The following is a 26,944-nucleotide window of genomic DNA, read 5'->3' as shown; positions in this document are numbered from 1 at the left end:
GAGGAACATGCTGACGACCGCTGAACATACTTTTGACGACTTCTACCTCAGCGATGAGATGCGTCGTGCTCTCGACGCCATCGGCTACACCCGCCCCACCAAGGCGCAGGTTGCCGCCATTCCTCTTATCCTCGCCGGCATCGATCTGATCCTGCAGTCGCAGACCGGCTCCGGAAAGACCGCCGCCTTCGGCATCCCGATGATCGAGATGCTCGAGCCGGTGCCCGGCCGCATCGACGTGCTGGTGCTCGCGCCCACCCGTGAGCTCGCCCAGCAGGTCTGCAATGAGTTTGAGCGCCTGGGCCAGTTCAAGCGCGTCAAAGCCACCGCCATCTACGGGGGCACCTCCTACGAGCGCCAGTACGAGGAGCTGGAAAAGTCCTCGATCGTGGTCGCCACCCCGGGGCGTCTTATTGACCTGTGTGAGCGGGGCAAGATCGATCTTAGCCAGCTTCGCTTGCTCTGCCTCGATGAGGCCGACGAGATGCTCTCGATGGGCTTTCGCGACGACATCGAGGCGATCATGGCCTTCCTCCCGGAGGAGCGTCAGAGCCTGCTCTTCTCGGCGACGATCACCGATGAGATCAAGGCCCTGGGCAACAAGACGCTCTTCTACCCGGAGAACGTGCTGCTCTCGACCGACTCGGTCGCCTCAGTCGACGTGGCGCATTCGTACTACCCGGTGCGTGGCGTGGGGCGTCCCCGCGACCTGATCAAAGTGCTGGAGTATGAGGAGCCCGACAGTGCGATCATCTTTGCGAACACGAAAGATGATACCTTCATGGTGACCTCGTTTTTGAAGCGCCACGGCTACCGCGCCGACGTGCTCAACGGCGATCTTCCGCAGAAAGAACGCGAGAAGACGCTGGCCGCGCTGCGCGATGGCAAGATCGACTACATCGTAGCCACCGACGTGGCCGCCCGCGGCATTGACATCTCGGACTTGAGCCACGTTATCAACTTCGTGCTCCCGGATTCGGCCGAGGTTTACATCCACCGCACCGGCCGTACCGGCCGCGCCGGCAAGAAGGGTAAGGCCATCAGCCTGATCGCGCCCAATGAGGTCGCGACCTTCTTCCAGGTGCGCAAGATGTACTCGGTGAACCTCATCGAGCGCAGCCTGCCCACGCCGGTGGAGATCATGAAGGCGCGCCAGCGCCGCGGTCTCACCCGCATCGCCACCCAGCTGGAGGGGCGCAACGATCTTCCCTACGGCGCGCACATGGGCATCGCCGAGATCCTTCTTAATGAGGCGAGCGAAGGCGGTGATCTCGACCCGGTGCGCACCGTGGCACGACTTCTCGCGATCGCCGAGCGCGTGCAAAAGGGTGCTCCCCTGAGCGCGTCGGTGGAAGCTTCCGCGGCGGCTGCCCCTGCGGCCAAGACCGAAGCTCCCAAAGCCGAAGAGAAGAAGGTCGAAACGAAGACGACCGAAGCTCCCAAAGCCGAAGAGAAGAAGGTCGAAGCGAAGACGACCGAAGCTCCCAGGGCTGAAGAGAAGAAGGTCGAAGCGAAGACGACCGAAGCTCCCAAAGCCGACGAGAAGAAGGTCGAAGCGAAGAAGACCGAAGCTCCCAGAGCCGAAGAGAAGAAGGCCGAAGACAAGAAAGAATCGGCAGAAACCACGCAGGAGAGTGGTGGCGAGCAGCGCGAAGAAGGCTCCGGTCGGCGCCGTCGCCGTCGGGGAGCGCGTCGTCGCTCGCGCGGAAGCCATGGCTCCAGCGCGCAGCCGCAAGAGGTGCAGGAAGAGGCTGCTGCGAAGGCGCCCACGGCGCCGAGCGCCGAGGAAAGCAGCCCCGCTCCGGAGGCAAACAAGCCTCGCCGGGAGCGCACCCGCCGCCGCTCGCGTGCGGCGCGCAGTGGCAGCAGCCAGGGTGGAAATAAGGGCGCTTCGGCCCCCGTGCCCACTCCGGTGGCCGTGGCCGTGGCCGCGCCTGCGGCCCCCGCGCCTCGCGACACGCGTAAGATGTATCTGAACCTGGGCAGCTCCACCTTCGGCTCTGACGAAGAGCTGGTGACCATGCTATGCTACATGTCCGGCATGGACCCGGAGGACTTTGGTGATCTTCAGATGGAGAGCACCTACTCCTTCATTCATGTGCGCCGCGAGTACTTCCGCGACGTCGTCGTGGCGCTCAACGGGCAGGTCTGGGAAGGCAATAACCTCACCGCCGAGGCCGCTCGTAAATAACCCATCTGGTCGCGATAAGGTCTGAGCTATGCGCACACCCCTCGTAGCCCTGCTCTTCGCCGGCGCTCTTCTCACGATGAGCGCCTGCCAGGAAGAAGCCCCCTCGGTGCCCGCCGACGAGTTCCCGATCGATGAGAACTTGCCACCGGCGGTGGTCGATCTTCCGGCCCCGCCACCGGCCAGCGCCTTTGAGATCAACGAAAAGAACGAGGACGACACCCTGCGTGTGGAGGGGCTGGTCGGCTACCGCGATCGCCATATGGACAAGGAAGTGGTGGTGCGCGGGGTGGTCATGGAGATCAAGGGCGACTGCGATCCCAAGCGTGCCCGCCAGCGCGGTGAGTCCTGCCCGCAACCTCATCTTCTGATTCGCGATGATGCCGACGCGCGCCATGAGATGATGGTCGTGGGTTATACCAACGACTTCATCAAGAAGGCACGCGTTCGCGAGGGTGAGAGCTACGCGTTTAAAGGGGTATACCAGCGTATGGCGGAGGGCTTTGTCTCCTCGGAGAACGGTCTGCTCAAGCTGGAAGCCATCGACGACAACGAGGTCCCCAAAGGTTGACGACCGGGCGCGCGGGTTAACCGGAGCGCCCCAGGTTTGAGATCAAAAAGAAGGCCCGACCGGAGCTCCGGTCGGGCCTTTTTTGTGGTGCTCGCTACTCCGACGGCCGGCGGCGACCTTCCGGTGCCAGGGCCATCGAGGCGCGCGTTTATTCAGACGGTATCTTTGCGCGCGCGCTTCTCGGCCAGCACGATCACCCGGCGGCTCGACGCCCCCAGGAAGTAGCCGCGCGTGAAACGCTCACCGCTGATCTCCAGCACGTTGAAGCCGGCCACGTGCAGCATCTGGCGCAGCTCATGGACGTTGTAGAGGCGGATGTAGCTGTTCTGCTCCAGCGGCGGGGAGTTGTCTTCGTAGATGAAGGAGCGCTTGGCGTGCAGCGTGCTCGTCTGAAAGTCGAACTCGCTCTCCTCCAAGAAGATGCAGCCCTCGCCCTCCCACCACAGGCGCGTGGGGGTCTCGCGCACGACGTAGTCGCGGTTGATGACGTCGACCAGGATGCGGCCGCCCGGCTTGAGCGCGCGCTGAATCCCCTGAAAAACCCGCAGGTTGGTGCGATCGTCGAAGTAGCCCACCGAGGTATCCCAGACGTAGCAGCCGTCGAAGACCTCGTTGAAGTTGAGCTCGCGCATATCGCCGTGAATGAACTTCACGTTGGTCGAGCGCTGACGTGCGTCAGCGAGCGCCTTCTGCAGAAGAGGCATCGAGAGATCGACACCGACCATCTCGTAGCCCTGCTCGGCAAGCCCGATGGCGTGGCGGCCAAAGCCGCAGGCCAGGTCAAGGATGCGCGAGCCACGCTTGAGCTTGAGGCTCTTGCGGATGAACTCCACCTCCTGCTCGGTGCGCTCACCGATGGAGGCCGGGATCGTGCGCAGGTACTCCTCGCTGAAGACCTCCTGAAACCACACATCGCGCGGGCGAAGTCGTTTGGTGCGGGGCCCCTGCGCTTTGGCCTTCTTCTCTTCGAGCAGCTCTTTGACCAGGCCCTGCATCTCGGAGTCGCCGGCGGCGGGCTCGGAGGAAGCGGCGCTTTCAGCAGAAGCAGGCTCGGCCGGCGTGGGCTCAGGTTCGGCAGCGGAGACGTCCGGGGCCTGGCGCTGCTCGGGGTCGGGGGTTGCCGGCAGCTCGGGCGTGGGAGGGGCTGCGGTCGGAGCGCCGGCGGGCGGACGCGCCGGAGGCTCCTGAATCGTCTCGATCTCGTCGAGCTCCAGCACGTCGCTGTCTTCATCAAGCGCCGGCTCAACGGGCGCCGGCGGCGCCTCGGAGCCGGCCGCCAGAGCAGCAGCCACCACCGGAGGTGGAGATCCGGGCGGAGGCGCCGAGACCAGTTTCAGCGCAGCGAGCGGAAGTCCTTCATTCCAGCGCTTGATCAGAACGCGCGGGGGCGCGGTCACGATATCAGGGGCAAAACGCGCATCGCTCAGGGGCTCATCGAGCTCCGGCGCTCGGCTTGGCGCCATGGCCTCGAGATCTTCGCGGCGCACAGGCTTCATCGAGATCGTTTTGACCATCTCCTGGCGATCGTAGCCCGCGTCCTCCAGGCTCTGCGCGTCGAGGCGATTGGTCTCCCCATCGAGTTCCTCATCGAGGACGCTCTCGGGCACGCGAAAGGCCGGCATCTCCAGGCTTAGACCATCGAGTTCTGAAGGTGCGACGCGGTTCTTGCTGACCTCTTCGGTCAGCTCAATCACGTCGCTCTCCTCGTCGAGGTGCGGCCCGATCTCGGGGGACTTATCGGCAGAATTTGGCACGAATTCAAACTCCTCGCAGCCCCGGTCGGGCGCAAACATCAGCCTCACCACGCTGGTCAGAAGCCAGCCTCCTCGGGGCGCTCGTGCGGCCGCGTCGCGCAGGCCACGCGCGTAGGTTTTCAGCGGGTGTGAACGCCCGACGAGTGTAGCGCAGGGGGTGCGGGCCCACAAGTGCCTACCTCGTCGGGCGAAGTCCTCCCGAGCTCTCAGCCTTCGATCGCGCCGAGACGCTCGCCGAGGCGGACGACATCCCCAAATCGCAGATCTTCGCGGAAGCGGAAGGTCGGCTCACTGATGAGCAGAATAACGGTGGAGCCCAGGTTAAAGACGCCGAGCTCATCGCCGTGATCCACGTGAAGATCCTCGCGCGGCGAGAAGTCTTCCCGACGGCGGAAGGTGCCGTTGGTCTCAAAGCCGTCAAACGCAAGCCCGATGCGGCCCACGCAGGTCGCGCCCACCTTCACCACGCCCACTCGCCCCAGCTTCTCAGTGGCGAGGTAGCTGATCAGGCGCTCGTTGACCGCGAAGAGCTCATCGATGTTGCGAACCGCAAAAGGATTCACCGGAAAGAGGTAGCCCGGGATGTAGCTGACCGCGTCGACCTGCCCCGCTACTGGCGCGTGGATGCGGTGATAATCCCGCGGCGAGAGGTAGATCGTGATGAAGGCGCCCCCGTCGAAGCGGGCGGCCTCCTCGGCGCTGTCGACCAGGTCGAGCAGTCGGTACGTACGTCCTTTGGCCTGCAGGAGGGTGCCGGCGTTGATGTTGCCGAAGGCCCCGACCTTTCCATCGACCGGGCTCACCAGGGTGTCGGCCTGCTGGCTCTCGATATGGCGCGCGCCGCTGCGCAGCCGGCGGGTAAAATAGGCGTTGAGGCTGTCGTACTCGCGCGGGTTGCGTTCGCCCTCATCCACATTGATGCCGGCCAGCTCGGCAAAGGAGCTGTTCACCACCTTCTGAATGGGTCGGGGCAACTCCACCTCGCTGACGACCCCAAAGGCCCGACTGACCAGGTTTTTGGGCAACCTCTCCAGGACCTTCACCGCCGCTTTTTCCATCACCATTACGCAACTCCTCAGCCCGCTTGTCGATTCTTCTGGTTGCCGTCGCCACCGCGGCGCCAGCGCCGCCCAGAGATGCCCGATGGCCGTGGGCGCGTCAATCTTCGGCGGCGGAATCCACCGCGGGGCTCCTGTGTTTATGGTTGTTCTTGAAGGATAGTGCCCCTACATCATCAGCGGCCCTTCGACGCGCAGCGACACCTTGTTCCCCCCCCCCATGACCCCGGATATTGCAATGAGACGCACGGAGATGACCAAACAGAACGCCCGCTCCAAAGGATATCTGGCGCTGGGCTCGGCGACGGCAACCGTCGCGCTTGCCGCAATGCTCTCCTCAACGGTGCTGGTTGCCGGCGTGCCGGTGACCGCGTGGTTGACCTACCGCTGGCTACGCTACCGCGCCGAGTGGGGGCTTCGTTTCTAGGCTGCGATCTGACGCTGCCGATCCCCGGATGATGACTCGCCCTTGATGTTGCGCCTGCAGAATCTCCTCCTCTATACTCCCGGCGCAGTACTGGCAGTCATGTTAACCCACCCGGCGGGCAGCTCTTATGACGCGTTATTTTGGGATTCACACTCTGGAAGGGGAGTGGCACAGCCTGCTTCCGCGCTATGCGCTGCTCTCCGATCGCCTTGAAGGCAAGCGTGTCCTGGATATTGGCTGCGGCACCGGCATCGGATCATCGCTGCTGCTGGAGCTGGGAGCGGAGCACGTCGACGCCATCGATCACCGCCCGGCGGTGCTGGAGTTGGCGCGTATTAAACACGCCAAACAGGGGCTGGATTTTCATGTGATGTTCTGGGAGGAGCTGGGCTTTCCCGACCAGACCTTCGATATGGTGCTCTGCCTCGACCCGACCTCGCCGGTGACCGATCTCAACCTGCTGGCCGAGATCAAGCGGGTGCTCAAGCCCGGCGGCGAGTACGTCTGCGCTGTGGAGCGACGCAACATCCAGGGAGTGGAGAGCCTGCTCCCGCGCTATGGCTACACCGACAACGCGGAGAGCGTGGAGCTTAACCGCTCCGAAGATCGTGTGCCCCAGATCGGCAACCTGCGCCAGAGCTTTGAGACGGTCGTCTCGGTGTTACAGCAGCCGCGCTACAGCTACGTTTTTGACTTCAACTGCGAGCGCGAGGGAAGCGCCGCGCGCCCGTACACCATGCGCAAAGCGTCGGGAGAGCCCGATGAGAGCGGCCTGTGGGTGGGCGATGCCCCGCGCGAGGACAGCGCCGAGAACACCGACCAGCGCCCCGGGCGCTGGCTGGGCATCGACGAGCAGCTCTGGGAGCATGAGGGCGACGCCTCCAACGTGGAGCTGCTCTTCTGCGGCGACGCGCACATGCCCCCCCCTACCCTGCGCGAGATTCGCATGCCTTATGCCGGGCTGGTCGACCGGCTGCACAACCTCATCTCCGACCTGCAGATCCGCCAGCACCCCTCCCAGCGCGACCCGTCTTTTGGCGATGTGGTCGAGTCCGGCGGAGGCTTCTCCGAACGTGAGACCACCTCGGAGTTTCGCGCGCTCAACCACTGGGCGCTGGAGAAGCGCAGCCGACGCGCCAACGTCGAGCCGCCGCAGCCCTACGACTACGGTCAGCGCTCCGCACAGGCCCAGGCCGATCATCAGCGCGGGCTCGACCAGATCCGCGAGCAGCTCGAGCAGATGACCTACCTCTACCAGCAGGTGCGCGCCGATATGGAGGACCTCTTTGTGCGCACCCGCCAGGAACTTCACGAGCGGGATCGCTACATCGAGCATCTGGTGGACACGGTGCACCGCTGGCAACATCACGCCTACACGGAGACCGACGATCAGCCCACGGGCGTCTACGAGCTGCCGCACGACGAGCAGGATCGTTCCTTCGATGGGGAGACCACCGGCATCTTCACCAAGCCCCTCTCCTATGTGAAAGCCGAAGATCACCAGGATGGCTCGGAGCCCTCTGGCGAGCGCGCCTCCGACGGCGATGTCGCCGCCTGCGATCCCGATGACGACGCCAGTGAGAGTGGCGAGTACAGCCTGGAAGAGGTCTCCTCGGAGGCCGACGCAGAGGAGTCCGAGGCAGAAGCCTCGGAGTCGGAGAGCGCCGAGCCCGAGACTTCGCACTGAATTGTAACGCGCTGGGAGCTATGATGGCTGTTGATGATGTGCGGCGTGTTGTGGCGTCGCTGCTGGTGATCGCCGCGACATGCACGCTTGCGCCCGAGGTGAAGGCCGCGGGTTTTGAGGTGGGCGAGAACACCACCCGCTCGCTGGCCCGTGGGGGCACCGGCGCAGTGAACAAATCGGACCCGTCCGCCCTCTACTTTAACCCGGCCCTGCTCCCGCGGGCTCAGGGGAATCAGGTCTTGCTCAACGCCAACCTGCTCAACCTCAACCTGGGCTTTCAGCGCGACGATCTGGTGTTGCGCGGGCGCAACGAGACGCGCACCAAGACCTTCGGACCGGTGCAAAACGAGGGCGAGTGGTTCCCGGCGCCCTTTTTAACGGCCAGCTTCGATGTGGGACCGGAGAACTTTGCGCTGGCGCTTGGCGCGTTCGGTCCGAGCGCCTACGGCCGCCCCTGCTACGGGGCGATGGTCGATGGTGAATGCACCTTCGATCCGGAGAGCCCGGCGCGGGGGATGCTGGTCAGCGAAGACCTCTTTCTGGCTTACTTCAGCCTGGGCGCAGGCTATGAGTTTGATCTTGGACCGGAGCGATCGCTGGCGATTGGTCTGACCGCGATCGCCGCCTACCAGGACACAAGTTTCAGCATCGCGGTGGAGAGCGACCCGAACGTCTCCCCGCCCTGGTCCGAAGATCCCCGTGCGGAGGCCTACTTCCGCGCCGAAGATCTTAAAGCCTGGCGGCCCAGCGCCATTGTGGGCCTGGCCTACCAGGACGGCCCGATGAGGTTGGCGGCGTCCTACCGACCGCCGATCCACTGGGAGACCAAAGGAAAGGCGACGGTAGAGCTCCCCGACTTTCTGACCTCCACCGGCGCTTACCTCACCGATGACGCGATGACCTTTTCCACCTGGCAGGCCGGCTCGCTGCGCCTGGGCTGGGGGGTGGAGCTTGGCGAGCACCCGGCCAACGCCGAGCAGGCCCGCTTCGATCTGGAAGTAAACGCGGTCTGGGAGAACTGGTCGCTGGTGGAGTTTTTTGAGATCGAGATCGCCGGCGACATTGAGCTTGCCGACGTGCCCCCCGACGAGAACGGCAACCCGCCGCGCATCCCGATCTACCCGATCTACCAGGTAAAGAATTATCAGGATGCCTACAGCCTGCGCGCCGGCGCGAGCTACGGGATCAACCGCTTTCTCACCGCCCACGGCGGCGCGATGATGGAGACGCCCGCCCAACGCAACGCCCACACCAGCGTGGACTTTGTGAGCTGGGAGCGCTACGGGTTGAGCGCCGGCGCCACCGTGCACCTTCCGGCGAACCTGGAGTTGGAGGTGGGTTATATGCACATCTTCTCGCCAGATCGGCAGGTCAGCCATGGCGAGATCTACAACCCCATCCCCATGAGCCAGTGCGCCGGGCCTGAGTTTGATCACCCCAGCTGCGAGCAGGCCGGCACCCCGCCCGGTAACCCGCAGAACGAAGGCAGCTGGACGGCCTCCTTTCAACTGCTGAGTGCCGGCTTGACCTGGCGCTACTAGTTGCGACGTTTTGCACCTTCCCGAAGCCTCCGACGGACCCCACCCGCATGAGCCAAGATCCCCACACCCCCGCCCCCGCACGCCCCGGCGGCCGCCTTGTGCTGGCCGACGACGGCGCGATCTTAGAAGCGCCCGATTTTTTCAAGCAGGCGCTCTACCTGGAGCATCGCGACGCTCCCTCGATCTATCATCTCTTTGACCCGACGCGGGCGCCCTTTCTGTCGGTGACGCGCATCTTCCGTCACCCCTACGGCGCCACCGAAACCCACGTCAAAGTGGAGGGGCTCTTCGGTACTCGCCGCAGCTTTCGCTACTGGCAGGTCGACGCGTACATGCCCGGCAGTGTGGCGTTCTACATCGTCGATGAGACGGCCATCACCCAGACCCACGACTGGGACTACCGGCGGCTGCGTCGCGAGATTTTAAAAGACGTTCAGAACTCGCTCTCGGCGCATTTTAAAAATCGCCTTGCCACCGTGCAGCTTCTGGCCGAGACCCTGCGCGACGCTCCGCAGCTGGTCGAACAATCGGCTCCGCGTATGCTGGCGGCGGTCGATGAGCTCAAATCGGCGCTTAACCGCGTGATCACGGGCATCCCGGATGTGCAGGCGCACACCGACTATAAGGATCAGCCGGTGCGCCTGGCCGATCTCGAAGCGGTCATCAGCACCTGGGGAAGCCGCGAAGTTGAGGTGCGCTGCGAAGTTCGCGACGTCGATATGGGCACGCTGATCGCCGCCTCCTCGATTGAGCGGGTCGTGCTGCCGGTGGTCGAGAACGCCATCGATGCCTCACGCGCCGGCAAAAAGGTCGAGATCACCATCGAAGAGCTCGATGAGGGGTTCGCTCACATCGTCGTGCAGGATTATGGCGAGGGCATGAACGAGCGGGTGCGAAAGCGCGCCGAAGATCCCTTCTTCACGACGCGTCCCGGCCACCTGGGCATGGGGCTTGCGCACGCGCGCGACGCGCTGCGCGACGCCGGCGGCCAGTGGCGCTTTGAGACCGAGCCGCGCAAAGGCACCCGCGTCACCCTGCTCTTGCCGGTGACGACGACCTCCCAACTTTTTCGTTCGTATTGAGCGCGCCCGGGCGCCCTGCTGCCGACGCGTTTTCTGGCGCGTCGCTCAGGGCTCCGGCCGTCTCTCTCAGTGCAGGAGCGCGCGCACGCTCTCTTCAATGCGCGCCTGATGCTTGCGCATCAAGGCCTGGGTAAAGCCCACCGTCATGCGCCGCTCGGTGACCACCAGCCACAGGTAATTCATATCGGCCATGGGCACCGAGACGAAGGTGGCGCGCTGGCTGCTCAGGACCATGCTGTCGGCCTGATCGCCCAGGGGCAAGCCTTCGAGCAACGCGGCGGTCATGCGGTAAAGATCGCTGTGAAAGGCGTCGGCGCCGGCCGCCTCCAGCGGATCGCCCTGCGAGAGCGACGCAAGCGACATCCCGGTCTCGCGATCCACCACGCTGGTGTGCAGCCAGCCGGGGAGCTCGGTGGTGATCTCGGTGAGCAGCTCGTAAAGCGTAGACGACATGCAGTTCTCTCAGAAACGGGAGGGGACGCTCAGGCGTCGGGGAGCACGTTGGAGCGGGTAAGGCGGCGGCCCAGCTGACGCATCAGCACCAGGGCGATGCCCAGACTGGCCTCGCGTTCCACAATGGCCAGATGCACGTATGGCGAGCCTTCGAGCGCACGGATGAGCACGTAGTCGCCGGCCATCGCCATCTGCATCTCTTCGAGAGCGTCATCCGGGTAGAGCGCACGCACCGAGCGGTGCGCGCGACGGAAGACCTCGGCCAGGCGCACCGAGAGCTCCGACTCATCGAGGGCGGTGTCGCCGCGCAGGGTCAGAAACTCAAGGGCCTGCCCCTGCTGCGCGTTCACCAGACCGGTGGCGCGAAGCCCGGGACACTCCCGCACAAACTCCTCGAGGAGCGAGCCCGGCGCGGTGTCGGATCCGGACACAGCTTGCGGTTCAGCGCTGGACTCCGCGTGGCGGCCGTTGAGCGCAGGCGCGGCGAAGAGCTCAAACTCCCCGCTCTCTTCAGTGACGACGACCTGTGCGCTGACCGCCGACATCCCTGGCGAGGTCTTGCGGCGCTTTCGCCCGGGGAAGTCGCTCTGCGAGACGGCCGGCCCCATCTCCACCTCGGAGAGCTCTTCGATGCCCGGCGAGCTCAGCGCGGCGGCAGGCTCGGGCCGGGGTTGGGCCAGGGGCGCGGCCTCCTCGACAGCACCGCCGGAGGCTGCGGCCATCTCGTCGAGCTCCGCCTGCGAGAAGAGCAGCGCGGCGCTCGATGAGCTCTCGGCCAGACCGGGCTGGCTGGGCTCGGTCTCAAAAGTTGAGGCGAACATCGTCGCCGCGCCCACACCCATCGGCGTCAGCGAGCGGCTCGGCGCGAAGTCTTCGTCATCAAGATCAAGGTCGAGCACCGGCTCCACCTCACCGGCGACTTCGCCGCCGATCGATGGACCAGCCTGCTGCTCTTCCTCAAAGCGCTGCTCGTCGGTGCGGCGCACCCCTTCGAGCAGAAGATCCTGCCAGCCCATATCGATGGTGGGAGGCACCGGCTCAAAGTCGGACTGCATAAAGATGTCGCCCTGTCGAAGCGCGAGCATCTGGTAGACCGCCTCCGGTCCCACCTCGCCATCGAACTCCGCGTGGGTAACTTCACCGGCGTCAAAGACGATGCGGCCGCGGTGGTCGCGATGCTTCAGGTGCAAGAGCGCGGTGCGCTTGGCCAGACAGAGCATCTGAATGATGTCGGTCAGCTCCAGATCGCTCAGCACCCCCTGGAAGCCCTCTTTCTCGTTGAGGATCTCCAGGATGGCGTCGCGCACCTCATCGACCGTAAAGGGTTTTTCGATGTAGTGGCTGATGCCGATGCGCTCGGCGAAGTTCTGGATGCGGTGGGTGCCAAAGGCGGTGATGATCATCACCCGGGCGTCCGGGGCCATCTCCTTGGCACGCAGGATCAGCTGAAACCCGTCGACCGCCCCCGGCATCTTGATGTCCGAGATGAGCAGGTCGATGGGCTGGTCGTCCAGAATGCGCAGCCCCTCTTCCCCGGAGCGCGCGGTGTGGACGGCGATGTCCTGGCGCTGGGGAAAAAGGTTGCGCTCCAGCGCCCACAGCAGATGTTCCTCTTCGTCGACGATCAATATATGGTACATCTTCGCCATCGGCTCCGGTCACGGTCTTAAGTCTGGTGCAGGCCACGTGCTCAATCAACCCGCCAAGCGTCTCGCTCATCGCCCCTCGGACCCGCCTGCGCTCTGGCCGCGGGTGCGTTTTGTTGAAGCAGGCGAGGGGGCCCAAAACGCGCCCTATATAACCACGCTTTCCCCCCCCCGGCAAGGGAGGGTCGAGCGCTGTGGTGGCCAATCCTGGCGGTGGAAAGCAACGCTCATTGTGGCCTTTTGTAGCGCGCTAGTGAGCGCCTGCGCCGCGCCGCAGACCTCGTCTCCGGCGCCGGGCGACGACGCGATGGTCGGCGCGCCGGAGTCCAGCTCCACTACCTCGTACGCGCCCACGCCGGCGCCCGCACCGGCGCAACGCGGCGCGCTCTGGTATCAGCTCGATCTGACTGGCGAGGAGTTGCGCGTACGCCTGCGCGTCAACGCGCCGCCGGCAGCGGCCAGCTTCTTTCTGCCCGGTCCCTGGGCCGGACAGGACGACTTCGACGAGCGGATCGTTGTGGAGTCGACGCGCGGCCCGGCAGGTGCGCTGCCGATGCACCTGGTGCGTGAGGCCGGCCGAATTGACGTGCAAGCGGGTGAGGCCGCCTGGCTGGAGCTGACCTACCGGGTGCGAGCGCCGCGCGCCGGTGAGCCCCACTCCCGCTTTCATCCGCGTCGTACTGCCAGCGAGCTCTTCGCCTACGCCCCTACCATCTTTGTCCTGCCCAGTGAGGGGCTCGCCCGCCAGGTTCGCGACATCCCCGTGGAGGTTCACACCCCGCGCGGCTGGAACGTCAGCGCCACCTGGCCGCGGCACACCGCCACGACGCTCAGCGCGCGTGGCGATCGCCAGGTCACCGGCTATCTGGCCGAAAATGTCCGTACCCTGCGCGACGCCTTCGTGCTCGCCGGCGAAGATCTTCCCTCTCGCCAGGTGGAACTTCACCCGGGCACGCTGACCGTGGTGCAGTCGCCGGCGATGCGCTTTGATATCGACGACCTGACCGGGCCTTCGGCGCGCATCGTGCGAGGTTTCATGGCCCGGTACGGGATCTACGACGACGTCGTCGCCGCGATTCTCCCGAGTGACACATCTGCCGAGGGCAGCGAACTTCAGGGCATGGGACGCCGCGGTGGTTTTGTGGTTCAGGTGCCCCGTCATCAGCAGATGGGACCGGAACTTCTGCTCTTAATGGCCCACGAAGCGCTGCATATGTGGAACGGTCACGAGCTCGTTCCGGCGCCGGCGGCTGAAGCCGAGACGCGGTGGTTTAAAGAAGGGCTCACCCACTATCTTGCCCTCAAGGCGCTGGCCCGCGAAGGGCTTGTGGATCGCCGAACGGTGCTGCGTGAGCTGGCTGCGGCCGCCCGGCATTACAGCCAGAACCCACTGGCGCGCGGAGCGCCCGCCAACGATCTCGATCGGACGCGTTTTCCCTACGACCGCGGCGTGCTCATCGCATTGAGTCTGGACGCCGCGCTGAGTGAGGCCAGCCAGGGCCGTGTGCAACTCGAGGCCTGGCTTGTGCAGCTGCTTAAGCCTCACCTGCGTGATACCGCCCGCGCCTACGATACCGATCTGCTGGAAGGCGCCTTTCGCGAGCTCTGCGCCGAAATTGGCCCGGTGCCCCTCCAGCTTTTCGAGACGTTGGTGCGCGATGAGAGCCCCATCGATCCGCGCGCCCTCTTCGCCGAGCTCAACCTTCACTGGCTCGCGCCCAGCGGCGGGGGACCGGCCCGCCTGCTGCCCATCGATGGTGAGACGGACGACTTTGACAGGCTCTTTGCTACCGAAGGGGACGCTGAACACCCCTGACTTCGACCTGATACCACTGCCTTTTTGACCCGATCTCTGGAGGATGCATGTCGCACCCCGACCGCACGATCATCGCCCTGGAAGAGAGCCATTTTGGCCTGGATGGGGGCGCGATGTTCGGCATTATCCCGCGTCCGCTCTGGGCGAAGACCAACCCGCCCGATGAGGCCAACCGCATCCAGATGAGCGCGCGCTGCCTGCTGATCATCGACCCGGATCGCGTCACACTTATCGACACCGGTATGGGCGTGGGCTTTAGCGATAAGGAGCGCGAGATTTACAACATCCGCAATCAGGACGCCGGACTTCGCGCGGCGTTGAGCCAGCACTCACTGAGGCCGGAGGATGTCGACGAGGTGATCCTCACCCACCTCCATTTTGATCACGCCGGCGGCCTGCGCACCCCGGCCGACGACGGCACGCTTCGCCCCACCTTCCCCAACGCGCGCCACTGGGTGCAGCGCGAGAACTGGAGCTGGGCCCATAGCCCCAGCGCGCGCGATGCCGGGAGCTACCGAAAAGGCGACTTCGATCTTTTCGACGCCGCCGACGCCCCACCGCTTAACCTCATCGACGGCATCGCCGAGCTCTTCGACGGCGTGGAGGTGCTGCCGGTTCACGGTCACACCTTCGGAATGCAGGTCGTCAAGATCGAGGCGGCCGGCCAGACCTATGCCTTCGTCGCCGACCTTATCCCGACCGCGTCTCACCTGCGCGATCCCTATGTGATGGGCTACGATCTCCAACCGCTTAAGACGGTCGAAGAGAAGCGCGAGATCCTCTATCACGCCCGTCGCGACGACTGGATTTTGATCTTTGAGCACGACCCCACCACGGCAATGGCGCGTATTGATGTCGACGGGCGCGGGAGAGTGATTCCGGTCCCGGTGGAGACATTATCGCACACCTGACCACCTGAATCTTTGCGCGGGCTTGCCGTCACTGTTAGCGTGCACTTATTACGCGAACGTTTTCAGATGAGGCCAGCGATGCGCGAGATTTTCGGACATAGCCATTCGACCCGCGCCGCGGTGCTGCTGCGGGCCGTCACCTTCGTCATGATGTTGGCCTGGGCTGCGCCGCTTTCCGCCCAGGGGTCGGGTCAAGACGGGGCAGAAACAACGGAAAACACCAGCGCGCAGGACGTTGCGGGACCATCGATCACCGCCTCCGAGTTGAACACGCTGAAGGCGCGCATCTCGGAGCTGCGTGGCGAGGCCCGGCGTTTGAACTCGCAAGGCGAAGACACCCGAGTGCTGAGCGTCGATGAGGCGCTGCGCCAGATTCCGCGCCCTCACTCCCCGGGCAATATCTACCGATGGGTGCGCGATACGATCGCGTTTGAGCCCTACACAGGCGCGCTTCGCGGCGTTCAGGGGACCTTGATCGCAGGGTCGGGCAACGCGGTGGATCAGGCCTTATTAACCCGCGAACTTCTGCGCCGCGCCGGCCACACCACGCGCCTTGCCACCGGGCGGCTGCACGACGCCGACATCATTGAGGTACTCGCGAGCCTGGACACCAGCGCACGCGTGGAGCGCGATGGCAAACCCGCCGAGGTGACGTCTGAAGGACCGGACGCCGCCCTCATTGCGCGCCTGCGCGATCATATCTGGGTTGAAGTTGAGCATCGTGGGAAGTTCATCGCCGTCGACCCCGTCGCTGCGCCCCTTGTGGGGATGACGCCGGCGAGGGCGCAGGCTCATCACGATCGACTTCCCGAAGCGCTCGCCACGACGTTGGAGGTTGAGCTTGTCGGTCGCCTCACCGACACCCAGCGCATCAGCCACCTGACCATCTCCGGTCCTCTGTCGCGCTATGCCTATCGCACGCTGACGCTGGGGTTTGAGCCCGATGCCACACGGGCTCGCGGTCGCATCCCGGTGCTGATGGTCGGCGACCAGGCAAGTCGCGGCCAGGCCATTCCGGTCGACGCGCTCGAATCGCTGGAGCTTAACTTCCGACTGAAGAGTGGCGCACGTGAGCAACGCTGGACGCAGACGCTCTACCGGGGCGCGGCAGACTTCGACATCTTCGCCTTTGATGCGCAGCATTTCAGCATCACGCTGATGCCCGGGTGGTCTTCGGATGCCTGGCTGGCCCGCCACGCTAAGGCCTCGGCGACCAACGCGCTCGAGGCGTTGCAGAGTTACGCCGATGATCTGGCGAGCACCGGTGATGCGCCCGACACGGGTTCCGACGAAATCCGCGCCACCGACGCGATGATGCACGAGCTCAGCGCGCTGCTTCCCGCGGCCTTTATCCGTCGCCTGGATCGCAGCATCTCACAGAGTGCGAACCAACTCGGAGTGCGGCCGGTGCTCAGCCAACCTCGGGCGGTCGTCACCGCGTCTCTGCGGCGCGGCGACGAGGTCTTTGTCGATCTTCAACTCTCCGGCGACCGCGTCGATGCGCTGCCGCTTGGCGAGGTACCAGAGGTGGCATCCGCCGCCTTCGGCGGCTTGTACGGCCACCTTCTCGACACGCTCACCGCCGAGTTTCTCGAACAACACGGCGGACGCCGGATGCTCACCGTGGCGCGCATCTTCCGGCGCGCCACCCACCAACGTATCCCCTTCACCACCGTGGATGCGCGCACCATCGAGAAGCTCGACACCTTGCGCATCAGCGACGCGATTCGCGCTCAGCTTGGCGACCTCATTCGCCGCCAGGGCCACGTCATCCTCTCCCCACTTCAGAATGTGGACGTCGACGGCGTGGAGCGCTTCGGCTGGTGGTCGGTCGATCCTTTGAGCGGCTGGATGCGCGCCCATCCCACCGACGCGCTCCTGGCCCAGGTCGAGCAGCGCGACGCAGACGCGCTCTCACCCACACGCCATCTCGACCTTCACGCAGAGCTCGTCGCGCACAGCCTTCGAGCAGCGTCGTCTTCCCTTACCCCATCTTCCTCAGATAACGCCTCGATCTGTGTGGCCACCCGTGAGCTGCTTGCGCTCAGCCGCGCCTTCTGCGCGACGAGCCAGCCCATCGCATCGCCGGAGCTCGACGTCTGCCTCAACGACCCGCAGGGCGGCCAGGTTCCCATCAGCGCATCGACCGACATGCTGGGGCTGGCCGGTGGCAGCTGCGTCGAGCGCCTGGCCACCACCCGCTGCGGCGCGGTCTACGCCCGCGCTGTCGCCCGCGGCGAGCTTACGCTTCGCTATGGCGACGCGGGGCAGACCTCCGATGGCGAGGTTACGCCACCGGCGCCGCGCTGCCAGTGAGTTCCTGCTCGGTAAAGCGCTTCACGCTGGCAAACTCGCCACGCTCTTCATCGAAACGAAAAAGCGTGGCGCCGTCGGCCTTCCCCTTTCGCACCGACACCACCAGGTAGTCGGTGTCGGGGTAGATCGGCTCCAGCGGCTCATCATCGCTGTCGCGCGGAAAGGTCGCCGCGGCGATATCTTCCGCGCTGAAATAGTCGCCCACGTCAGGGTGGCTGTGTACGATCACCGCCAGCGCCTCGCCGCGCTCATCGGCGCGCACAAACTCCATCGGATCGATCATGTAGAAGTCACGCGCGGTGCGCGGATACTGCTCCGGATCGAGGCGATGGTACTTATCGGCGACGTTCTCACAGCCGTGAAAACGCCAGGCGTCGCCCTCTCCTTGCAGGATCAGGCCGCAACCTTCTTCGGGGTAGGCGCGCGATACCCAGCGCGTCAGCTCATTGAGCAGCGCCGGGGTCCAGCGGGCGTCGATCGTCTTCGATGAAGCGCTCATCGGATCATTCTCCAAAATAGCGGTCGGCGTGGTCACAGATCACCGTGACGATCACGCCTTCTTCAAGCTCGCGGGCCACCTGCAACGCCGCAAACACGCTGGCGCCGGCGGAGTTCCCGCAGGCGATGCCTTCTTCGGCGGCCATGCGCTCGGCCATATCCCAGCCGTCTTCGGTCTCCAGCCACATCAGCCGATCGAGCTTCGACTCGTCGTAGATCCCGGGTTTGATGGAGCTGGGCATATGCTTAAGCCCCTCCAGCCCGTGAAACGCATCCGCCGGCTGACAGCCGATCACCTGGATCTGCTCGCTGAACCCCTTAAGCCCTCGCCCCGTCCCCATGACCGTGCCGGAGGTGCCGGTGCAGGCCACAAAGTGGGTAACGCGCCCGGCGGTCTGCGCCCAGATCTCAGGCGCGGTGGTCAGCTCGTGGGCGCGCGGGTTGGAGGGGTTTCCGTACTGGTTGGCGTAGAAGTACTTGCCCTCGGTGTCCTCGGCCACGAGCTTGCGCACCAGGCGAATCGCCCCGTCGCTGCCCTCCATTGGATCGCTGTAGATGATCTTCGCGCCAAAGGTCTCCACGATATGCTTGCGCTGCGGGGAGACGTTTTCGGGCATCACAAGATGCACCTCCACACCCATGGCCGCGCCGAGCATCGCGTAGGCGATGCCGGTGTTGCCACTGGTGGCGTCGATGAGGATCTGGCCGTGGCCGAGGTCGCCGCGCGCAAACGCATCGAGCAAAATCTGGCGCGCGGGGCGATCTTTAACCGAGCCGCCCGGGTTCATGCTCTCGAGCTTCACCCAGACTTCTACCGCCTCAGGGAGCCCCTCGGTGACCTTACTCAGGCGCACCAGCGGTGTGTTCCCCACCTGATCCACCAGCGACTCTCGCCGCTGCGGTGGGCGAGTGGCCTGCAGACGTCCGGTCCATGCAGGGTTGACGCTCATCGCAGACCACCGGCGATCGCGGGCACGATCGAGAGGGAGTCGCCGTCGTTGAGCGTCGTCTCCAGCTTGTCCTGGAAGCGGATGTCTTCTTCGTTGGCGAAGATGTTGACGAAGCGGCGCACGCTGCCGTCATTTCCAAAGATCTTGGCTTTGAGCTCCGGGTGCGCCTCGGCCAGGTTGGCCAGCGCTTCACCGACGGTGCTCCCCTCAACGGTGACGACTTCCTGACCTTCGGTGAACTTACGCAGGGGGGTAGGGATGCGGACACTGACGCTCATAATTTCTCCTGATTCTTTTTAGGTTTCAGACACTTACAACACCCCTCAAAGGGGCATCCGAAGCGTTGCTCCGGAGGATCGTGTTTAGCTCGGGTCGATGAACTCCTGCTCCCACCCCAGGTAGCGCTGCCCGCTGTCGGGGTTCAGCGCGACGATAACATCGTCGGGGCCCAGCTCTTTTTGCAGCTGCAGAGCCAGCCCCACGCACGCTGCGCCTTTGGGGCCGAGCAGGATGCCCTCGCCCGCTGCCAGCTCATCGCGAAGCGCAAAGGCCTCACGCATGGAGAAGCGGGCGAGCTCATTGAATCGATGCTCTTTGAAGGCGGGAAGTTCCAGATCTCCTAAAATCGCGCCGCCCATGCGCACCGAGGGGTAGCTCTCGCGCAGCTCCCGGGCCACATGGCGGAAGGTGCCGCCGGTGGAGATCGAGGTGATAAAGGCGCCGAGCGGCGCGCCGTCCAGCGCGGTGAGCACCTCGCTGGCCATCGCGGCGTAGGCGTCGCGCACCGCCTCTCGGCGGTAACTGTCGACGTAGAGGCGATCGGAGGCCTGGCGCGCCCAGCCGGCGGCCTTCTCGATGGCTTCTGCGAGTCCGCCCTCCTCGGAGGTCCACTCGATCGCCGCGCCGTAGCGAACCACCAGATCAAAGAGACGCCGGCTGGCGTTCCTGGGCGCAAACACGCGGGTCTTCAGCCCCAGCACATCGCCGATGAGCGCGGCGGCCACCGCCGAGTCGTCGAGACCGGCCACGGCCACCGTGTCGCCCTCGACCACATTGCCCGAGGCGATGCCCCGCTCCAGGATCTCGGCCACGTAGCGATCGCGCAGGCTGCCGCTGGGGTTGAACTGCTCCATCTTCACATACACCGTCGCCCCGCCCTGCTCACCGGTGCGTTTGAGGCGCACCAGGGGGGTGTTGCCCACGAGCTGGTCCATACGCTCGACCACGGGCGCCTTCGGCGCGGAGTTGGCTGCATCAGATGACATAGGTGAACCCCTCGTAGCACTGCCGGGAGAACCCCAGCTCTTCGCCGCGCTCGATCAGGTCGGCGACGGTGACCTCGCTGAGCAGATCGATCATTTTCGAAAAAATCTCCTGACAGACCACATCGGGGACCTGCGCCGCGCTCTCTTCGACCTCATCGACGAGCACGTCGGGAAGCTCGGGCAGATCTTCGAGCGCGCCGAAGACCCCGGCCAATGTCAGCGCCGCCGGGTCGGCGACAAGGCGGTAGCCGCCGCGCGGCCCGCGCTTGCTCTCCACAAAACCGGCGCGTTTCAGATCGAGAAAGATCTGCTCGAGAAAGCGCACCGGCACCCGGGCGCGCTCGGCGATCTCGCGCACCTGGGTGGGCTCGCCACCGCTGTGGTAGGCCAGATCAAAGATGGCTCGGAGCCCGTAGATCGCGCGATTTGAAAGGCGCATCGACTTTCTCGACCGGTTTCATCAGGTTTATTCGGAACAATTCCGACCAACAAACTCAACTTTCCCTAACTTACGCCTTTCCAACCGTCAACGGGCTGGGGCTATTTCCCGCCTCAACGCCGTCAGCAACTTCCGCTAAGCTCCCGGTGTCTTTCACCCGCGGCGCCCACGCCGCGCAAAGGAGCAGGTGGTGCATCGGCTGGTCTTTATCTTCTTTCTCTTCTCGGGGTTTAGCTCGCTGGTCTTCGAGGTGATCTGGGCGCGGATGCTCCAGCAGGTCTTCGGCACGACGAGTTTTGCGATCAGCACGCTGCTCACCGCCTTTATGGCCGGCCTTGCGCTTGGCAGCGTGCTCGGCGGCCGCCTGGCTCGCCGGGTGGGTAACCAGCTCAAGCTCTACGGGGTGTTGGAGGGCTCCATCGGGCTTTACGCCCTGCTCGTCCCGCTTCTTCTGGGGGTGTTGCCCTCGCTCTACGCGCCGCTCTTTGAGCGCTTTATGAGCGACTTTTACCTCTTCAGCCTGCTGCGATTTGTGGCGGTGTTTGCGGTGCTGGTGATCCCGACCACGCTGATGGGGGCGACGCTGCCGCTGGTGAGCCAGTGGCTGGCCGATCGCCGGCGCATCTTTCACGGCAGCATCGGGCTGCTCTACGGGGCCAACACGCTGGGGGCCTGCCTGGGCTGTTTTCTGGCGGGCTTTGTACTGCTGCCGAACTTCGGATTGCAGGCCACCAACCTGATCTTTGTGGCGGTCAACCTGGCGCTCGGGGCGACGGTGCTGGCGAGCTTTAAGATGATCGAGCAGAGCGTCAGCGCCGATGCGCTGCTGGAAGACGATGCTGCTCCCGAGGCCGATGCTGCGCTCACAGACACCGATGCTCCCGCAGCGGCGCTGCCGGCCTGGGCGCTGCGGCTGACGCTGATCCTCTTCGGGCTCAGCGGCGTGGTGGCGATGAGCTACCAGGTGCTCTGGACCCGCGCCTACGTCATCACCCTGGGGAGCTCGACCTATTCATTTACACTCGTACTCACGGCCATTCTCATCGCCATCGCGCTCGGGAGCGTGCTGATCGCGCGGGTCATCGACCGGGTGCGCCGGCCGATCTTCGTCTTTGCGATGTTGCAGGCCCTGGTGGCATCGAGCGCCACGGTGGGATTTTATGTGCTCGACCGCATCCCGGGGTTTCTTTACGAGCGCGCCCGCGAGACGATCACAAGCGTCGGTGAGATCTATGCGTACCAGCTCGGGCTGGTGGCGCTGGTGGTGTTTTTGCCCTCGCTCTTTCAGGGGATGAGCTTTCCGGTGGTGGTGCGTGCGGTCAATGCGCGGGTGGAACAGACCGGCGAGGAGGTGGGGACGGCCTATGCGTTCAATACGGCGGGGTCGATCCTGGGGAGTTTTGCCGCGGGCTTTATCATCATGCCCTGGCTGGGCATGCAGAAGGCCATCGCGGCGATGATCCTCATCAACCTGGGCGCGGCGGTAGTGCTGGCGGCGATGGAACTTCATCAGCATCGGCACGGGCCGCGCGCACTGGCGATGGCGATGGCGCTGGGCGTGGGATTGACGCTCTTTTTTGTGGCGCCGCCCATCGATCGGGCGCGTTTGAGCGCGGGGATGTTTCGCGTGCACCTGGCCCGCGAGGTCTACAGCCCGAAGAGCTTTGAGACGAGCACCCCGGAGATCCTCTATTACGAAGATGGCCTCACCGCCACGACGTCGGTGGAGCGGCGCGGGGGCGGCGTGGCGCTGAAAGCCAACGGCAAGCCCGAGGCCAGCGACGGGGCCGATATGGACACCCAGATCCTGGTCGGGCTTCTGCCCTTTGTGGCACGCAGCGCCTTTGAGGATGTCACCATAGGGCAGGAAGAGGCCGCGATGGTGGGTTTTGGCAGCGGGGTGACCGCCGGCGCCAGCCTGCAGTGGCCGCTCAAGCGCCTGGAGGTCGTTGAGATTGAAGCCACGATGGTGGAGGCCTCCCGCTTCTTTGATCACGTCAACCACCGCCCCCTCGAAGATCCGCGCCATGTGCTCATTGAGAGCGACGGGCGCAACTACCTCGAATACACCCCGCGCACCTACGATGTGATCGTCTCAGAGCCCTCCAACCCCTGGATCGCCGGGGTCTCCGCCCTCTTTACGGTGGAGTACTTTGAGCGGGTGCGTCAGAAGCTCAACCCGGGCGGGGTCTACGGGCAGTGGGTGCAACTCTATGAGCTTCACCCGGATAATGTGCGGCGCGTCTTTGCGACCTTTCTGGCGGCCTTCCCCCATGTGCACGCCTTCTCGTCCAAAGCCAAAAGCACCGACCTGATCCTGATCGGCAGCGACCGGCCGCTGGTTTTTCCGCCCGAGGGTTTTGAGCGGGCCTGGGCCATCGAGTCGGTGCGTGACGAGCTTGAGCGGGTGGGCATCGAAGACATCACCGAGCTCTACGGGCTGATGTTTATGAACCAGGCCGAGATGGAGGCGTTTGCGGCCGGCGCCGAGCTCAACACCGACGACAACGGTCTTCTGGAGTTCAACGCCCCCCACGATCTGATCTTCTATTCGATTGGCGAGCTCTTCTTCTCAACGCACTACTTCAGTGGCGAGATTTACGGGGATATTCGCCCTTACCTCGAAGGGTGGCCGGACGAAGGGCGTTGGACCGCGCGGCAAGTCGCCCGGCTGGGTCGGGCGGCCTGGGTGGCGGGCAAGCCCGAGCTCACGGAGGCGATTCTCGCGGAGAAGAACCTTCGCCAGGCGCGCGGGCTCGACGCCGAGCTCGACGAACTTCTCGAAGTGCTTGAGGCCGACACCCGCGCGATTGTGCCAGCGGCGCGGCGCACCTTCGCCGCTCCCGCCGACTCACTCGCCAGACTCGCACGCCGCGCTTCGGATGAAGAGAGCGCCGATGCCGTTCTCGAAGCGCTCTATGCCGAGGAGAAGGCACCTCGCCAGGGATACAGCGGTCGCCGGGGGCTTGTGCATGCGCTGGCCCTGATGCTCTCCGGCGATCTTAAGGGGGCGAGCCGCCAGCTCGATCATCTTCGCGACGACACCCGCATCACCTCCACCGAGCTCTACCCCCTGCTCGCCGGACAGGTGTACAAGACACGCCGGCGCTACCGAGACGCCTATCAGGCGCTCGCCAGGGCCGCTGGCCAGCCTGACCCTGAGGCCTCGGAGTCAGACTCCCGGGCCGCTTCAACGCCCGGGGAGTCCACGCCCTGAGCTGAATGGCTTAAACGACTCAGACGCCGGGAAGTTGGGGCGCGTCTGACGCGCCTCAACCCCACCGAAAAAAAGCCCCGGCGCCATCTGGCACCGGGGCTTTTTTCAACGTCATATCACACCGCCCTTTCGGGCGACGTCATCAGGGCTGCAGGCTCGGATCGAGCTTGAGCTGGCGGCTTCCCTGCTGGCCGGGGAGCGTCTTCTGCCCCTGCTGCTGCGGAGCGACCTGACCGGGCAGGTTCATCTGCGGCATGCCCGGGGCCATCTCCGAGGGCGCGGCGGCCATCTTCTCGTTGACGGTGATGTTGTCATCGATGCGCTCGATCTCAGCCGACTCGCGCAGCTCGGTCAGCATGCGCTGGAAGAGCTGGGTGCGGCGCTGGTGACGAAGCTCCACCGAGATGGCCTCGGAGACTTCGCTCAGCGGCGCGGTGGCGGCTTCACGCTTCTCGACGACCTGAATGATGTGGAAGCCAAACTGCGTGCGCACAAGCTCCGAGACCTCGCCGGCGTTCATCGCGAAGGCGGCTTCGGAGAACTCCGGCACCATGCGCTCTTTGGCAAAGAACCCCAGGTCACCACCGCGCGGGGCGGTGGGGCCTTCGGAGTGCTCTTTGGCAAGCGCTTCAAAATCGGCACCGTCGGCCCTGGCCAGCGCGAGCACCTCTTCGGCTTTGGCACGGGCGGTGGCCACAGCCTCATCGTCAGCGCCGCGCTCCACCTTGATCAGGATGTGGCGCGCACGGACCTCATCGGGACGCGTAAAACGATCGGTGTGCTCGTTGTAGTAGGTCTCGATCTCGTCGGCCGGGACTTCCAGGTCGTACTTTTCGGCCAGGTAGTTCTCAAGGCGGGCGTCGCGCGCCATATTCTGGCGCAGCTCACCTTCTTCGATGCCCATCTGCTGGAGGTAGCCCTTGAACATCGCGTCGTTGGGGAAGCGCTCACGAAACTCGCTAAAGAGCTTCTCGACGTCTTCCTCCGTCGCGGTGACCCTGGCCTCATCGAGGGTGCTCTCAACCAGGTAGTGGTCGATGGCGAGGTCCACGGTCTGCGATTTGAGCATCTCCAGCATCTGCGCGGGCACCTTCTCGGGAAGACGCGCGGCGCGGTGGCGGACCATCTCGTTGAAGGTCTCTTCGCTGACGTCCTTGCCGTTGACCTTGGCAACCGGGCCGGTGGCGTGGAAGGGCAGATCCTCCAGAGGGATATCTTCTGGCGAGGGCGCGGCTTCGGCGCCGGCCTCAGCGCTGGCTTCACCTTCGGCGCTCTCGTCTTCAGCGAGCTCGGCTTCGGCGTTGGCCGTCGTTTCATCTTCGGATTTGGAGGAATCGCAGGCGACGACGCCGCCTCCCAGAGCAGCGACGAGCGCGAGCCCGATCAGTCGGCGTTTCTCAAAGAGCATGAAATCTCCCGGGGTAATAAAGGTGCATGGGTTGGCACGAAAGAACGCGCTTTGGCCTACAACCCACGCCGGAGCAGTGTCAAGCCGGCGGTTGTGCAAGGCTTGACGGGTACGCCGGCCTCAACCGCAGGATGCAGCGACGCATTCCCCCACCGAAGAAGAGAAGTCCGTGAAGACAACGCGAAGGCTCAGAGCAGATTCTGCACCAGCGCCGACCAGTGATTGGAAAACCACGTCGCCAGGCCCCCCACCCACTGCACCACCAGCAGGTGGTCGATGCCGCGGGCAAACCAGGCCGGATCTCGCGCCATATCATTGACCAGATCAGCGGGCCCCAGCGCGTGGGCGACTCCCGCACCGACCAGGCTCAACAGCCAGGTCAGCCTCCCCAGCGAGCCCGACCAGTCGCTCGATGGCGAGGCCAGCGACCACACCAGCGCGATCACAAAGGGGCTCACCGAGACGCCCAGGCGCAGCAGATGATCGAGCTCACTGGCCTGCGCGCCGATCATCAAAAAGGCCATCGGGAAGAGGAGCACGCTCAGCCAGACCTCAGCCCACTCCGCCGCCGAACGCGGCAACCTTAAAAAACGATCGAAACGCAGCTGACGACGACGGGCCACCGGGTCGCGCTCGCGAGGGGCGTGGTCGCGGTAGGCGTCGTAATCCAGCTCCAGCTTCTCGCCACGTCCGAAGAGGCCGCCGACGACCTCTGCGGCGCCGCGCTTTCGCTTGAACTCATCGGGGTCAACGCTGGCCAGGATATCAACCTGCTCTCCGATCGCCCCATCTCTGACCTCCGAGATGTTGATCTTCGGGGCCGCCTCCTCGCCGCGCTCCAGGCGATCGAGCGCGCCCAGCAGGGCGGAGGCGCTGTTGAGGCGTCGCTCGGGATCTTTCTCCAGCAACGCTCGGAGAAGCGCGTGCGCTCGGGGGTCAATTGAGCTTAAGCGCGCAAGCTCCAGAGGTTTTCGGGAGACATGCGCGCTGATCGCGTCTTCGACGCTCGACGCGCGCACCGCCTGCTCGCCAGCCAACATCTCGTAGAAAAGCAGCCCCACCGCATACATATCGGCGGCCGGGCCCACCGGAAGCCCGCGCGCCTGCTCCGGGGCGATGTAGCGCGGCGTGCCCACGGCGATGCCCTCGCGGGTCAGATCGACAATCGACTCGTCTTCGAGGCGCGAGAGCACCTTGGCCATGCCAAAGTCCAGCACCTTGACGCGGTAGCCCCCGTAACGCGTGGGTGTGAGCATCACGTTGGCCGGCTTTAAGTCGCGGTGAATCACCCCGGCGTTATGCGCGACCTCCAGGGCCATCGCGATCTGGCGGACCACATCGGCGGCCACCTCCAGCGATAATGGCGAGGCGTGGGCAACCTTATCGAGCGTCTCCCCATCGACGTACTCCAGCACCATGAAGATCAGGCCGTCCTCGGTGCGCCCAAAGTCATAGAGCGAGATGATGTTGGCGTGCACCAGCGCACGCACGACCTTCATCTCACGCTGAAAACGCCCGATGGCCGTCTCCGAGCTCTGACTGTCGGCCGGGGGAATAGCCTTGATCGCCACGCGCTCGGTGGTGATCTCGTCGACCGCGCTGAAGATCATGCCATAGGCCCCCGCCCCCACACGCCGGCCGATGCGATAGCGCCCCACCAGAAGATCGCCCTGGCGGATAAGTTGTTGCAGTCGTCGATGCGGGCTGCTCATCCTAT

General features: G+C 64.8%; 21 protein-coding genes. 10 read left to right on the top strand and 11 right to left on the bottom strand.

Going from position 1 to position 26,944, the window contains the following annotated elements; all coding sequences use genetic code 11:
* The first annotated feature begins 7 nt into the window (after positions 1–7).
* Both FRC98_RS02270 and FRC98_RS02265 read left to right on the top strand, forming a co-directional pair.
* Entirely contained in the window at positions 8–2,191 is a 2,184-nt protein-coding gene (locus FRC98_RS02270) for a DEAD/DEAH box helicase (protein WP_146979679.1), read from the top strand.
* A gap of 28 nt (positions 2,192–2,219) precedes the next feature.
* Positions 2,220–2,759, top strand: coding sequence for a hypothetical protein (locus tag FRC98_RS02265; RefSeq protein ID WP_146979678.1), 540 nt, complete (start codon positions 2,220–2,222; stop codon positions 2,757–2,759).
* A gap of 152 nt (positions 2,760–2,911) precedes the next feature.
* On the opposite strand, the gene FRC98_RS02260 is transcribed toward FRC98_RS02265, so the two are convergent.
* Both FRC98_RS02260 and asd read right to left on the bottom strand, forming a co-directional pair.
* Positions 2,912–4,552 (bottom strand): class I SAM-dependent methyltransferase, encoded by a 1,641-nt coding sequence (locus FRC98_RS02260; RefSeq protein WP_146979677.1) that lies wholly within the window; start codon positions 4,550–4,552, stop codon positions 2,912–2,914.
* A gap of 167 nt (positions 4,553–4,719) precedes the next feature.
* Entirely contained in the window at positions 4,720–5,577 is an 858-nt protein-coding gene (asd, locus tag FRC98_RS02255) for an archaetidylserine decarboxylase (protein WP_146979676.1), read from the bottom strand.
* A gap of 247 nt (positions 5,578–5,824) precedes the next feature.
* On the opposite strand from asd, the gene FRC98_RS21215 reads away from it, so the two are divergent.
* The 4 genes from FRC98_RS21215 (at position 5,825) to FRC98_RS02240 (ending at position 10,308) form a co-directional block, all read left to right on the top strand.
* Positions 5,825–5,998: a hypothetical protein gene (locus FRC98_RS21215; RefSeq protein WP_230467187.1), complete on the top strand. Its 174-nt coding sequence runs from the start codon at positions 5,825–5,827 to the stop codon at positions 5,996–5,998.
* A 127-nt stretch (positions 5,999–6,125) separates the two neighbouring features.
* Complete coding sequence (locus FRC98_RS02250; RefSeq protein ID WP_146979675.1) at positions 6,126–7,685, top strand: class I SAM-dependent methyltransferase; 1,560 nt, start codon at positions 6,126–6,128, stop codon at positions 7,683–7,685.
* A 23-nt stretch (positions 7,686–7,708) separates the two neighbouring features.
* Positions 7,709–9,226, top strand: a complete 1,518-nt coding sequence (locus FRC98_RS02245; protein ID WP_230467186.1) for an OmpP1/FadL family transporter — start codon at positions 7,709–7,711, stop codon at positions 9,224–9,226.
* A gap of 47 nt (positions 9,227–9,273) precedes the next feature.
* On the top strand, positions 9,274–10,308 hold the full coding sequence (locus FRC98_RS02240) for a sensor histidine kinase (protein ID WP_146979673.1): 1,035 nt from the start codon (positions 9,274–9,276) through the stop codon (positions 10,306–10,308).
* Between the two features lie 66 nt (positions 10,309–10,374).
* Here the strand turns inward: FRC98_RS02240 and FRC98_RS02235 are convergent, their stop codons facing one another.
* Together FRC98_RS02235 and FRC98_RS02230 are read right to left on the bottom strand one after the other, a co-directional pair.
* The gene (locus tag FRC98_RS02235) at positions 10,375–10,761 is read right to left on the bottom strand and encodes a hypothetical protein (RefSeq protein WP_146979672.1); all 387 of its coding nucleotides are present in this window, start codon (positions 10,759–10,761) and stop codon (positions 10,375–10,377) included.
* Positions 10,762–10,790: 29 nt separating this feature from the next.
* Positions 10,791–12,410: a DUF4388 domain-containing protein gene (locus FRC98_RS02230; RefSeq protein ID WP_146979671.1), complete on the bottom strand. Its 1,620-nt coding sequence runs from the start codon at positions 12,408–12,410 to the stop codon at positions 10,791–10,793.
* 250 nt (positions 12,411–12,660) lie between these two features.
* On the opposite strand from FRC98_RS02230, the gene FRC98_RS02225 reads away from it, so the two are divergent.
* The 3 genes from FRC98_RS02225 (at position 12,661) to FRC98_RS02215 (ending at position 17,450) form a co-directional block, all read left to right on the top strand.
* The gene (locus tag FRC98_RS02225; protein WP_230467185.1) at positions 12,661–14,223 is read left to right on the top strand and encodes a M61 family metallopeptidase; all 1,563 of its coding nucleotides are present in this window, start codon (positions 12,661–12,663) and stop codon (positions 14,221–14,223) included.
* A gap of 47 nt (positions 14,224–14,270) precedes the next feature.
* A complete protein-coding gene (locus tag FRC98_RS02220; protein ID WP_146979669.1) occupies positions 14,271–15,134 on the top strand; it encodes an MBL fold metallo-hydrolase in 864 nt (287 codons plus the stop codon).
* A 78-nt stretch (positions 15,135–15,212) separates the two neighbouring features.
* Positions 15,213–17,450, top strand: coding sequence for a transglutaminase domain-containing protein (locus FRC98_RS02215; protein WP_230467184.1), 2,238 nt, complete (start codon positions 15,213–15,215; stop codon positions 17,448–17,450).
* Here FRC98_RS02215 and FRC98_RS02210 read toward each other — a convergent pair.
* The 5 genes from FRC98_RS02210 to FRC98_RS02190 all read right to left on the bottom strand — a co-directional run bounded on the left by FRC98_RS02210 (position 17,422) and on the right by FRC98_RS02190 (position 20,602).
* On the bottom strand, positions 17,422–17,949 hold the full coding sequence (locus FRC98_RS02210; RefSeq protein WP_146979667.1) for a M67 family metallopeptidase: 528 nt from the start codon (positions 17,947–17,949) through the stop codon (positions 17,422–17,424). The genes FRC98_RS02215 and FRC98_RS02210 overlap by 29 nt on opposite strands.
* A gap of 4 nt (positions 17,950–17,953) precedes the next feature.
* Positions 17,954–18,898 carry a PLP-dependent cysteine synthase family protein gene (locus FRC98_RS02205; protein ID WP_146979666.1) on the bottom strand — a complete coding sequence of 315 codons (945 nt, stop codon included), beginning with the start codon at positions 18,896–18,898 and terminating at the stop codon, positions 17,954–17,956.
* Positions 18,895–19,176, bottom strand: a complete 282-nt coding sequence (locus FRC98_RS02200) for a ubiquitin-like small modifier protein 1 (RefSeq protein ID WP_146979665.1) — start codon at positions 19,174–19,176, stop codon at positions 18,895–18,897. Before FRC98_RS02200 ends, FRC98_RS02205 begins: the two co-directional genes overlap by 4 nt.
* A gap of 84 nt (positions 19,177–19,260) precedes the next feature.
* The gene (locus tag FRC98_RS02195; protein ID WP_146979664.1) at positions 19,261–20,163 is read right to left on the bottom strand and encodes a pyridoxal-phosphate dependent enzyme; all 903 of its coding nucleotides are present in this window, start codon (positions 20,161–20,163) and stop codon (positions 19,261–19,263) included.
* Positions 20,153–20,602 carry an RrF2 family transcriptional regulator gene (locus FRC98_RS02190; protein WP_146979663.1) on the bottom strand — a complete coding sequence of 150 codons (450 nt, stop codon included), beginning with the start codon at positions 20,600–20,602 and terminating at the stop codon, positions 20,153–20,155. Before FRC98_RS02190 ends, FRC98_RS02195 begins: the two co-directional genes overlap by 11 nt.
* A 190-nt stretch (positions 20,603–20,792) precedes the next feature.
* Between FRC98_RS02190 and FRC98_RS02185 the strand changes: the two genes are divergently transcribed.
* Positions 20,793–23,819 (top strand): fused MFS/spermidine synthase, encoded by a 3,027-nt coding sequence (locus FRC98_RS02185; protein WP_146979662.1) that lies wholly within the window; start codon positions 20,793–20,795, stop codon positions 23,817–23,819.
* 142 nt (positions 23,820–23,961) lie between these two features.
* Here the strand turns inward: FRC98_RS02185 and FRC98_RS02180 are convergent, their stop codons facing one another.
* Positions 23,962–25,227 (bottom strand): peptidylprolyl isomerase, encoded by a 1,266-nt coding sequence (locus tag FRC98_RS02180; protein ID WP_146979661.1) that lies wholly within the window; start codon positions 25,225–25,227, stop codon positions 23,962–23,964.
* A gap of 188 nt (positions 25,228–25,415) precedes the next feature.
* The gene (locus FRC98_RS02175) at positions 25,416–26,939 is read right to left on the bottom strand and encodes a serine/threonine-protein kinase (RefSeq protein WP_146979660.1); all 1,524 of its coding nucleotides are present in this window, start codon (positions 26,937–26,939) and stop codon (positions 25,416–25,418) included.
* Positions 26,940–26,944: the final 5 nt, after the last annotated feature.

Origin of the sequence: Lujinxingia vulgaris (genome assembly GCF_007997015.1) — a bacterium.
GTDB lineage: Bacteria > Myxococcota_A > Bradymonadia > Bradymonadales > Bradymonadaceae > Lujinxingia > Lujinxingia vulgaris.
The sequence above is the reverse complement of the archived record's forward strand: the minus strand, read 5'-3'. Positions and strand labels throughout refer to the sequence as shown.